At 56.7% G+C, this 3,299-nt stretch carries 1 protein-coding gene and 2 pseudogenes; 2 read left to right on the forward strand and 1 reads right to left on the reverse strand.

What is annotated here, in order from left to right:
• Positions 1-548: 548 nt before the first annotated feature.
• Together EN969_RS23170 and EN969_RS23175 are read left to right on the forward strand one after the other, a co-directional pair.
• Positions 549-926: pseudogene (locus EN969_RS23170) on the forward strand (alanine dehydrogenase); the annotation flags it as partial.
• Between the two features lie 354 nt (positions 927-1,280).
• Positions 1,281-2,498 (forward strand): serine hydrolase, encoded by a 1,218-nt coding sequence (locus EN969_RS23175; RefSeq protein ID WP_063169320.1) that lies wholly within the window; start codon positions 1,281-1,283, stop codon positions 2,496-2,498.
• Between the two features lie 514 nt (positions 2,499-3,012).
• On the opposite strand, the pseudogene EN969_RS23180 reads toward EN969_RS23175, so the two are convergent.
• Positions 3,013-3,299, reverse strand: a pseudogene (locus tag EN969_RS23180) (transposase); the annotation flags it as partial.

Below are 3,299 nucleotides of genomic sequence, written 5' to 3' on the forward strand. Positions count from 1 at the left end.
GACTTCGCCGGCGCAAGCCTTGGCTGACAAAGACATCGACGCAACCGCCATGGAGACTGCAACTACGACCGTCGTTACATGATTGTTCATCTATAGTTCCCTTTTTTCTCGTTCTTATTTTCTTGAAAGCTACCTTCGTCGCCACCGAGAGGAGTGTCTTAGCGGTGCGCCATTGCTCCCTGCTGATTGGACCCATCCCGGTCCGTCATTTAACGAACGACACCTTATCGCTCTGCATTGTTGGCATTCAGCGAAATCGAGTTCGATGATGCAGGTTTCCTGCGAACTACCCTTGGCTTTCGCCGGATCGCTCTGGCGATTTCACAAAGCACGGATACCCTGGCCTCAGAGAGGTCGGCGAACTCGCCAACTCGCTGGACTCCGAAGGCTGCAGATTGCATCGCCACAAGACGTCTTGTTTGGAAGGATCTAAACTGGACTGGCGCGTTGAATTACACCTTGCAGGGCTGACTCTGGTCACGTGGGAACTGCGGTCCAAGCCCCTCTCTCTCCCTAATCTCGACCTCCCTAATCTCGACCTCCCTAATCTCGACGACCTCTTCGCCGGCCGTGTGCGCACCCGCTACTCAACCGTCGGGGCGCTCGAGGAAGAATGCTTCTCTGCCGACATCGTGGTCGGGGCCGTGCTGATCGCCGGTGCTGCCGCGCCAAAGCTCGTCACCCGCGAAATGATGTCCGGCATGAAGAAGGGCTCGGAGCTGGTCGACGTCGCTATTGACCAGGGCGGTTGCTTCGAGACGTCGCATGCGACGACTCAAGCCGAGCCCACCTACGAAGGCGACGGCGTTATCCACTATCGCGTCGCCAACATGCAGAGTCGCCCATGCCATTTCGCGATTTCTTGCCTTGCGAGTTCGCACGTATCCCTCTGGGTCAACATCGTTGATAGACCAGAGAATTTTTGACTCATCGTAGCTCGGACAGCGGAGACGCGTTACAATTGTCAACCCGTTCGGACCCGGTTTAATCGAGATGTACTCGGCATACTGCGCATGATGGCTCATGCCTCTTGTAGCTGGAAGCGTTCGGCAAGTTAGGTCCTACTTGCCACGCGAGAGCGGGGCCGCAAGTATGCGCCGGCCGCAATACAACGCTGATTTGCTGCGTTGTCGAGGACATTTCGCATAGAATGCGCGCCTGCCGCTGCTATGATCATAACATGTTGTGATTTAGTCCAGTCCGAACTCCCGAGGTTGGGTCGCAACTCTCGATAGCCAGCTGGCGCCGGGGGCGCCTAGGCATGAAATTGGATCCCATGTATGACAGAATTCAAACAACGGCAAACCGTCGGTAACGCGTCGGAGAGCGTACTCGAATTCGACGGACAGCAATACCTGGACGGCCGTGCATCGGATCCTCGCGAATTTGGCTGGATGCGCGGTGCGCCGCCGCCGCCAGACAAGCGTGTAACATTCGAGAATGAAACTGTTTGGACCTTTCCTCAGCTTCGCTGGTCGCTATCGCATATGCGTGAGCTGCGGCCCACAGTCCAAGTGTGGCGAGGGCGGGGCGGACCGTCGCAGCTTGAGTGCAGCAACAGGTCTACCGAAATCGATGGGCTCACGTTCGTCGACATGGACGACCGCACCAACCGGTTCGAGGAGGCGCTATTCGACACCTACACCGACGGCATTTTGGTCCTGCATCGGGGGCGGATCATATACGAACGATACTTCGGCGCACTCGCGCCGCACGTACAACATTCGTGTCAGTCAATCACCAAATCGTATGCGGGCACCCTAGCCGCGGCGTTGGTGCATGAGGGCATTCTCGACGACAGGAAGACAATATCGCAGTTTGTGCCGGAATTACGAGGTACAGGGTGGGAAGATGCAACGCTCCGCCAAGTCATGGACATGCAAACTAACGTTGCTTTTACTGAAGATTACACAAGTGTAGACAAGTCATATAGATGCGAATACCTGCGTACCATACGAAAGGAAGGGGCGCACGGCAAATTTGTCTACAAAGGCGTCGATACCAATGTTATGGCTTGGGTTATGTCGCGCGCAACGGGCCGGTCGTTCGCACAACTGTTGGAGGAGCGCTTATGGTTGCCACTGGGCTGCGAAGAAGACGCCTATGTCGAGATCGACCCGACAAACGGTATGCCGAGGGCGCATAGCGGACTCAATGTGACGTTGCGCGACTTGGCGCGTTTCGGCGAGCTGATGCGATGTGAAGGCTCGTGTAATGGCAAGCAACTGGTTCCCGCGAGTGTTGTCTACGACCTTCAAGATCTCGACCACCCCGCCAAGCCGGACCTCCCATTCGGCTATACATACCGAAGCCAATGGTGGGTATCACACGACGAGCTTGATGCTATTGAAGGTCGGGGCCTTTACGGCCAGAACCTGTACATAGCGCCAAAGGCGGAGATGGTGATTGCGCGCTTCGGGTCGCACCCCGCTTGCGACCACATTGATCGGATTAGAAGGCCGCAGATGCAGGCATTGGGGAGGATGCTCCGCGCGTAACTTGATGCACTAGACGGTCACCGCGCTTGTTTAGGAATTTCCTGCAAATTCGCGGTTGAAGAACTGGGGCGCCTACGCCGAATTCCTGCGTTCGGCTAGGGGGCAATTGGCGCAAAAGGCCTGTAGACGCTGCTACGCTTATGAAGTAAATACCAGAAGCCTCGCTTCCCATATGCATAATGCAGACCGATCTGGCTCGCTTTTGCTGAGGAAACAATGATCACCGAACATTGCATATTGATTGGGGCCGTCGCGACTTTGTATTGCGAGAATGGAACCGGTGGACCTATTGTATTCTTGCATGGTGCCGCTTTCGGGCTTATCCGTCAGCTTGACCTGAAACAAAACCCAACCCAAACATCAACGAGACCCAGGATCAGACCGAAAAATGGCCGCCTTCAAATCGGAATGCTGGCCGGAATGAAATCGGAATGACTGGCCGGCTTCAAATCGGAATCGGTGGCCGGCTTCATCGGAATACGCAGGCAATGGTATCGGCATCAGTGGCAGCGCTCTTGCGCTGCTTCTGGACGGTGAGATCGGCGGTTACCTGGGAAAGCCGGGCGACCAGCGCCTTGAGCCGCTGCTGGGCCGCGCTCGGCGGCAGCGTCGGCTGCAGCCGTTTGACCTCGCTATAGCGGGCGATGACGGCGGCGTCGATCCTGTCGGTCTTCTCCAGGAAGCCCATCGCCTCGGCGAATCAGCGTACGCTCCTCGCATTGGCCATGCCGCAGGCTACTCCCAACCCCCACGACAGCAGGAAGGGAAGCCGTTCGTAGCCGCCACTGGCCTCCATGACGA

It is taken from the genome of Mesorhizobium sp. M7A.F.Ca.CA.003.01.2.1, from assembly GCF_003998945.1.
Taxonomy (GTDB): Bacteria; Pseudomonadota; Alphaproteobacteria; order Rhizobiales; family Rhizobiaceae; genus Mesorhizobium; species Mesorhizobium ciceri.